Raw genomic sequence first — 8,042 nt, forward strand, 5'->3', positions numbered from 1 at the left:
GGGGCTAGAAATAATATTAATTTTTGTTAGACTATAGAAGTCAGTGACTAGAAAGCATGAGAGATATGAGTCAAAAATCAGCCCAAACATCTGCCCAGCAAGAACCTTCAATGGAGGAAATTCTTGCGTCCATTCGTCGTATTATTTCTGATGATGAGGTTCCAGCTCAAAATAAAGAAGCGGCAAACGTAAAAGAGACTCAGTCCAAAAACACGCCTGCGGTTCAAAAGCCAGCAATAAAAAAAGAAGAGGTGAAACAAGCTATGGCGTCTAAAGAAAAAGAAATTAAAAAAGATTTTCCCTCTTTTAATGAAGATGATTTGTTAGAATTAACCGAAATGGTTGATGATTCCGAAGATGAAGTTGTGATGGAATTGGATGATATCGTTGAGCCTGTTGTTGAAGAAAAACCTAAACTTAAACAAGCGCCAGTACTTCAAGAAGTTCCTTTGCCAGTTCAGTCAGTAATAGAAAAACAACCAAAAGAGCAGCAAATGTCAAAATCAAAAGATACTTTAGCTCAAAATAATGAAGATCACCTTATTTCAGACGAGGTTGAAGAAAATTCAAGAGCATCTCTTAATGAGCTTTTTACAGCGGTATCTAAGGTGAATTATTCTTTGGGTCGTGGTGAAAAAACATTGGAAGATATTGTTGTTGATTCTTTGAAACCTCTTTTAAAAGAATGGATTGATCAACATTTGGCAGGTACTGTTGAAAAAATCGTTCGTGAAGAAGTAGAGCGTATTGTCAAAAAATTAGAGCAAAAATAGTTTTTTGATAGGTCTTTAAAATTTAGAATTAAAAATTTAATGAATGTATTGTAATGTACAGAATAAATATCCTTGTTTCAAGATTTTAGAATTAAAATAATTTTGGGATTATTCTTTATATATATTTATTTTTAACGGATCTGAGAAAAAATGAAATTACATAAATTATTAACGATGGCTGGATTTTTTTCAGCTGTTCAAATTTTTCCGTGCAAAGCCGTTATGATTAAATTTACAGGACTTCCATTAAAAGTTGAAACCTTACCAAATAATCTAATACAGGTAGATCTTGATCAATTTATTCTGCAACATTCTATTCAAAAGCTTTCGCTTAGATTTATAAATACTAAAGATGAAGTTTTAGAAGAAATAATAACATCAGCAGATAATATTGAGTCACAATTTCCAGAAAAATTTTATAACTGGAAAAGTAATTTCATAGAATCAACAAAGCAGCCTTTAACGATCAAATTGCGCGCTCAAAAAAATATTGATATACCTTTGGACTGGGATATAAAATCTATTGAATGTTCTTATAATAACGAGCCTTATCAAGAGGCTCAGCGTTTATTTGAGGGACAAGTTATTTCGGATTTAGCGCGCAAAGAAAATGCTACTTTGTACATAAAATCAAAACGTTATCTTTATGCTGACACTGGAAATCCTCCAAATGTAATACCTCAAACACCTGGGGAACAAATCATTTTTACATTGTCTGATTGATTCAGATTCAATCTACGAGACAAAAAATGAAATTAAGCCCATTTTTAACTATCCCGCTCTCACACTCCGCAACTTATTTCTAAGAAGCTAAAACATTTTTTTACCAAAAGCCCTCCTCATGAAGGCTTTTTTTTACCTCTCCCCTTGTGGGAGAGGTCGCGACCAAAGGGAGCGGGTGAGGGGTTTGTACAATTTTGGAGAGATGCGTATTTGCTTGGCAATGCTTAGATTATGGCATGATAGTGTTGCTCTTTGTAAACGCTTTAGATACCCCTCACCCGTCGCTGCGCGCCGACCTCTCCCACAAGGGGAGAGGTGAAACCGAAGCAATTTATTTTTTTGTCCTGTAGATTGATTTAGATTAAATTATTAAAAATTAATAGGTTCACTATGTTAAGTGGTACATATTAAAAAGAGACATCAAAGCAATTCCAGGTTTATACACTTCTGGCAGGTCTTGCGACTAATTTATCTATAGGCAAAGCATGTGCATCTTTTTCATACTGAACAACAAATTGATCAATTGCACCAAAAATAGATTTTCCTTGGACGTCATGCATTTCAATGCGCACTTGATCGCCGAATTTCATGAAAGGCGTTGATGGTTTACCGTCTTGAATGATTTCAAGCATGCGTTTTTCAGCAATGCAGGATGATCCTTTTGATCTGTCAACGTTTGATACGGTGCCTGATCCAATAATCGTGCCTGTGCTCAAATAACGGGATTTGGCAGCATGCGCAATTAATTGTGGAAAGCTAAAAACCATATCGATGCCAGCATCAGGTTCGCCAAATAATGAATTGTTCAAATATGTTTTAAGGGGCAAATGGACACGTTTTCCATCCCAAGCGCTGCCTAATTCATCAGGCGTCACAGCAATGGGTGAAAAAGAACTTGCGGGTTTGCTTTGAAAAAAACCAAAACTTTTAGCGAGTTCTGCGGGAATTAAATTACGTAAAGAAACGTCATTAACAAGCATCAATGCGATAATGTGGTGTTCGGCCTCTTCAGTATTAATACCCATGGGGACGTCGTCAGTAATAATGGCTATTTCAGATTCAAAATCGATACCCCATTCTTCACTTTCAACCTGAATTGGATCATTTGGTCCTAAAAAAGCGTCGGATCCACCTTGATAGATAAGGGGATCATGCCAGAAATTTTCAGGCATTTCAGCTTTGCGTGCTTTGCGAACCAATTCAACATGGTTAACATAAGCACTGCCATCAGCAAATTGATAAGCACGCGGTAAAGGGGAGGCGGCTTTCGCTGGATTGAAAGTGAAAGCATCTTTAACTTGATGCGCGTTCAAGGCATCATATCGTGCTTGAAGTTTAGATTTTACAGCTGTCCAATTGTCGAGCGCTTGTTGGAATGTGTTTGCAATATCTGGAACAAAACAACCTTGTGTTAAGTCTTTGGAAACGAGTAAGAATTTTCCATCACGTCCGTCTTTATACGAGGCAAATTTCACGATTGTCTCCAAGAATTAACATAATTAGCATCTTCAACAGGATTTAAGCTTGAACCAAAATCAACAGCATCGCGTGTATCAATCATGACAGCAACCTCGTTTGTTTCTTTGCGTGCATGCTTAGCGCCTGCTGCAAAAGCTTTAGGATGGGGGCCATGTGTAAAGCCACAGGGGTGAACACTCATCATGCCGGGTCCAATATTGTCTCGGCTGAAAAATTCACCAGCATGATAAAAAAGGATCTCGTCATAATCATCATTGTTGTGGAAAAAGGGAACCTTAAGCGCACCTGGATCTGATTCGATGGGTCTGGGGCAAAAAGTACAGACAACAAAACGACTACTTAAGAAAGTAGTGTGAGCAGAGGGTGGTAAATGATAACGATGACTCATGAGCGGACGAATATCACGCCAATTAATGCGCACGGGATGTAAATTACCCTTCCAACCCATTGCATCTAAGGGAGAATGAGGGAAGGTGACTTTTGATATTTGATTGCGTCTTTTAATATGGACGGACCATTCTCTTTTGGAATGTTGTTGCTCTTTAAAAGCATCATCAATAACAGGTGTATCCAGCATGCCTTGATCGAAAATCGCTTGAGGGCCTAGAATTCCTTTTTCAGGCAAACGATAGGAATCATTGGTCGCTTCAATAATAAGTGCTTTAACAGTTGAATCACATTCAATGCGCCACATTGAGCCACGCGGAAGCAGGATATAATCACCATCACGAAAGGTTAAATGTCCATAATCGCAAAAAAGATCACCTTGACCTTCATGGATAAAAAGAAGATCGTCACCATCACCATTACGGACTAAAAAATCCATTGATTGGTCAAGTTGCCAAAATTGAAGACGCATAAAATTATTTGTTAGAATTTCGGGGGCGTCGAAGGGCGATTGTGTCAAATTGCTCAGTTTATTTAAATCAAAGGAACGAGGGCGCAAAGGGCCCTCCCATTTAATCCAACTCATAGGGTTTTTTTGGTGATACATATGCGTTGCAGGACCAAAAAAGCCTTCTTTGCCAAGCTCTCGTTCATAGCTTTCATTTGGAAAATCAGCATGCGCTTGGCGTGTTATAATGCCTTCTGATTTGGGGATGTTAATCCAAGTTTTCATACTTTAAGAACCCCACGTTCGATTTGGTCGCGCTCTAACGCATCAAATAATGCTTGAAAATTTCCTTCGCCAAAGCCTTGATGGCCTTTACGTTGAATAATTTCAAAGAAGATTGGTCCAATGACTGTTTTGGTGAAAATTTGAAGTAAATAAGATTTTGTTGGGGTGTCACCATCAATAAGCAGGTGGCTACGCGCCATACGCTCAACATCTTCGCCATGCGCTGGAAGTCTTGTTTGCAACATATCATAATATGATCTTGGAACACTCATAAAGGGAATGCTATTTTCACGCATTTTTTCAACGGTTTCGTAAATATTAGGGGTCGTTAAAGCAATATGTTGAATACCTTCGCCTTTATAAATTTCAAGATATTCGGCGATTTGTGATTTATCGTCTGTTGATTCATTGAGGGGAATTTTAATTTGGCCACAAGGTGCTGACATAGCGCGTGAAATGAGTCCTGTATGCGCGCCTTTAATGTCGAAGTAGCGAATTTCATGAAAATTAAATAGTTTTTCGTAATAATCAGCCCATTGATCCACGTTACCTTGATACACATTGTGCGTTAAATGATCAATAGATTCAAGGCCTAAGCCAATATGTTCAATGCCTTTGCTGCCAGGAAAATTGTCATTGTAAAGATCATTCATGCCATTTTGATCAATAAGATAAAGGTGAGCGCCTCCTATGCCTTTGATGGCAGGAATAGAAGCAGGAAAAAATCTTTTTCTTGATGAAAAATCAATGGGTTCAGCACCTTTTTCTTTTAATGCTTTATATGCGTTTTGTGCATCTTTAACTTTAAAGCCCATGGAGCATGCTGAAGAACCATGATCATTTCTGAAATCTTCAGAGAAATCATTGCGTTCAGCATTAACAAAAAAATGAATTTTACCTTGTTTGAAAAGCGTTACATTTTGGGTGCGATGTTTCCCACAATTTCGAAAGCCTAAATTTTCAAATAATTTGTAAAGTTCTTGAGGTTTGTCGGTTGAAAACTCAACAAATTCAAAACATTCAGTTCCAATAAAATTGGTTGCTTGTGCTTTGTTTTCGGATAATTTGGGTGAAAATTGTGTGCTTGTCATTGAACGCTCCAGTTAAAATAAAGTCTGAAATCCTTTCACAACCTTGACGTAATTCTCAAAACCAGTCAAGTTAAGTATGGGAGGCAATAATGAAAAAAATCTATTATTTTATGCTACTTTATATAGGTTGTTCTTTGAATCAAGGGCTTTCTGCCCAAGAATTATATTCTCATCGTTTTGGTGAAAAAGGTCCACCTATAGATATTCAGCGAGTTATTGATCGTGGTCGATTGGTGGTTGCGATGCATAAAAATAATTATGCGCCATTTTTTTCAGATGAATCAGGAACATTAAAAGGATTTGACGTTGATTTAGCATATGATATTGCGAAAACATTGAATATTCCTGAAGTTGAATTTAATCGCACTTCTGATAGTTTTGACGATGTTGTTAAAAAGGTTTCTGAATATAAAGCTGATATGGCGATTTCATATGTCAGTAAAACGCTTACTAGGCAATTAAAAGTCTTATATACAGAACCTTACATTAAGTTGAGAACGGGCATATTAGTGAGTCGGAGTTATGCCGCACAAAATAATATTACTGAAAAAAATTTACTAATGGCGCTTAATCGTAAAGATGCTACATTTGCTGCTGAAAGAGGTGGCGCTTTCCGAGAATTTACACGCAATGTTTTTCCTGAGGTTAAGCTTATTGAAGCGCCTAGTCGCCTTGATATTTATAAAAGTTTAGTGGATCGCAAAATAGATGCTGTTTATAACGAAGAATATCTTATAAAAGTCTTTTTTAAAAAAAATCCAGGCCAAGCAATTTATTATAAACCTATTTATCTTGAAAATTCTGAAGATCATATATCGATTGCAATACCACCGGATGCTTATAATTTAAAAGAATGGTTGAATCTTTATTTAACGTTTAGACGTGAAAAAGTTGCTTTTGATAATCTTTATGATAAATACGTGACTTCTAATGTAAAAGATTTAAACGGAAATATTGAAAAAACAAATCTTAAGCCAGAACAAAATGAAAAATCTGAAAAAACAGAAATGAAGGTAGGGTCATGAGATCTGGTTTTGTAAATGTTGTTTCATCTGTACTTTTAAGTCCCTGGGCTGGTATTTTGGGTCTTTTGGTGGGTGCCGTAATAGGTTTTACATCAAAAGAATTATCGGATACAATTGCACCTTTTGGCGATATTTATATAGCTTTGCTTCAAATGTGTGTGCTGCCTTTAATTATGAGCGCCGTTGTTAATTCATTTTGTAATTTAGTACGCTCAAGTGATGGTGGGGCATTGGCATTAAAGCTAACTTTGTATTTTACGGCTTTTATGATTTTTGCAGCTATAATAGGTATATTAGTTGGTGTGTTGGGTAGCACTGGCCATCTTGATGAGGAATCAAAAACTATTTTGGGAAAATTGTTTTTGGATTCAGGTGATAAAATTGTTGTTGATGACAAGGGCATTAAAAAAGGATGGGGGCTTGTTAACTCTTTAATTCCTACGAATATTTTTTATTCTCTTTCGCAAGGACGAATATTGGAAGTTGTCTTTTTTTCAATCCTTTTAGGCGTTTCTTTAGGTCTTGTAAAACATCCTGCATCATCTATTGTGTATACTTTTTTCAGTGTCGCTTTTGATACTATTTTTATGATCATTAAATGGATTTTACATGCATTACCTTTTGGTATTGCATGTATTGTTGCGAGTCAAGTTTCTATCACCGGTTTTGACGTGGTGGTTTCGCTTTTAAAATTCGTTGCTTTTTATTGTTTGGGGATGCTAGTTTTATTTACTGCTTATACTTTTTTAATGGCCTACGCGACTAAAAAATCTTTATTTGAAGTCATTGAAGGTATTCAGGAAACGCTGTTAATTTCTATCGGAACGCAGAGTTTTGTAGCAGCAATTCCTCAACTCATTGAAGATCTTGAGAAACATTTTAAAATTAACCCACAATTAACGCATTTGTTGGTACCGCTTGGGCTTACAATCAATCGACAAGGTATTGCACTTCTTTTTACACTTACGGCAGTTACTGTTGCACAAATGTATGATATTTCTTTGGGTGTGTTAGATATTATTGTCATTGTTGTTGGGATGTCATTTGTATCAATGGCGGCTATTGGTCCCGTTTTTGCAACAGCGCCTTTGATTGCTTTTGTTTTGGACCCCTTAGGGTTACCATCAAGCGCCGGGATTATTTTCATCACTGCTACATCACCTATATTAACACCTTTTGTTGTTATGATATCATCGCAGGGTGTTGCCGTTGTGACAGCCCTTATTGCAAGGGGACATAAATTAAAAGAAATTGATGATGAGGGAAAAGAAGTTTTAATTAAGAAATTGTAAATAATAAATTTAACACTATTTCTACCGAACAAAAAATGAAACTATGCTCATTCAAATGAGCAGAACTCTGTAAAACCTGACACAAACCTATTGTTTCCCTGGACCAATGAGAGCCCAAAGGGCTCGAATGCGGATCCAGGGTCCAATTAACAATCATGATCGCAGATCATGACGTTATTTAAATAATTTTACCATGCTCTTTGAGTATGTATTTCGTTATGGATCCTGAATCTGCATTCGTTGCTTAGCTTCAAGGCGTTCAGGAAAACAAAGATGTCTGGGAAAATTTCTAGCCTAAAAATAAAAATTGTCCCGCAGATTGATCGACTATAGTTTAGCTCATTTCCCATTATAGTATTTTCTATTAAAAAGCGTACCCCTCTACTTCCCGCGGCTTAACCCATAGGTATCTACACAAATAAGAGGAATTAATGTTTAATATGTGATCTTTAATTTCTTAGGTAATATAAATGGACTTAGAATCTCGACTTGTACGTCGTTATCATCAATTAGTGAAATCACACATGAGTATCAATAAC

Annotated in this window: 7 protein-coding genes; 4 read left to right on the top strand and 3 right to left on the bottom strand. The window is 36.5% G+C overall.

Translation table 11 applies throughout. The features are described from left to right. Positions 1–65: 65 nt before the first annotated feature. Positions 66–773, top strand: coding sequence for a DUF2497 domain-containing protein (locus Q8L85_10040; GenBank protein ID MDP1725025.1), 708 nt, complete (start codon positions 66–68; stop codon positions 771–773). A gap of 150 nt (positions 774–923) precedes the next feature. Then, on the top strand, positions 924–1,496 hold the full coding sequence (locus tag Q8L85_10045) for a hypothetical protein (protein MDP1725026.1): 573 nt from the start codon (positions 924–926) through the stop codon (positions 1,494–1,496). A gap of 437 nt (positions 1,497–1,933) precedes the next feature. On the opposite strand, the gene Q8L85_10050 is transcribed toward Q8L85_10045, so the two are convergent. The 3 genes from Q8L85_10050 to hppD are packed head-to-tail and all read right to left on the bottom strand — an operon-like array spanning position 1,934 to position 5,186. Next, on the bottom strand, positions 1,934–2,971 hold the full coding sequence (locus Q8L85_10050) for a fumarylacetoacetate hydrolase family protein (protein ID MDP1725027.1): 1,038 nt from the start codon (positions 2,969–2,971) through the stop codon (positions 1,934–1,936). Then, on the bottom strand, positions 2,968–4,095 hold the full coding sequence (locus Q8L85_10055) for a homogentisate 1,2-dioxygenase (GenBank protein MDP1725028.1): 1,128 nt from the start codon (positions 4,093–4,095) through the stop codon (positions 2,968–2,970). Before Q8L85_10055 ends, Q8L85_10050 begins: the two co-directional genes overlap by 4 nt. After that, entirely contained in the window at positions 4,092–5,186 is a 1,095-nt protein-coding gene (hppD, locus tag Q8L85_10060) for a 4-hydroxyphenylpyruvate dioxygenase (protein MDP1725029.1), read from the bottom strand. The genes Q8L85_10055 and hppD overlap by 4 nt, the downstream gene beginning before the upstream one ends. Before the next feature lie 89 nt (positions 5,187–5,275). On the opposite strand from hppD, the gene Q8L85_10065 reads away from it, so the two are divergent. Further along, a complete protein-coding gene (locus Q8L85_10065) occupies positions 5,276–6,211 on the top strand; it encodes a transporter substrate-binding domain-containing protein (protein ID MDP1725030.1) in 936 nt (311 codons plus the stop codon). After that, complete coding sequence (locus Q8L85_10070) at positions 6,208–7,503, top strand: cation:dicarboxylase symporter family transporter (GenBank protein MDP1725031.1); 1,296 nt, start codon at positions 6,208–6,210, stop codon at positions 7,501–7,503. The genes Q8L85_10065 and Q8L85_10070 overlap by 4 nt, the downstream gene beginning before the upstream one ends. The last annotated feature ends 539 nt before the right edge of the window (positions 7,504–8,042 follow it).

It is taken from the genome of Alphaproteobacteria bacterium (assembly GCA_030680745.1).
Taxonomy (GTDB): domain Bacteria; phylum Pseudomonadota; class Alphaproteobacteria; order JAUXUR01; family JAUXUR01; genus JAUXUR01.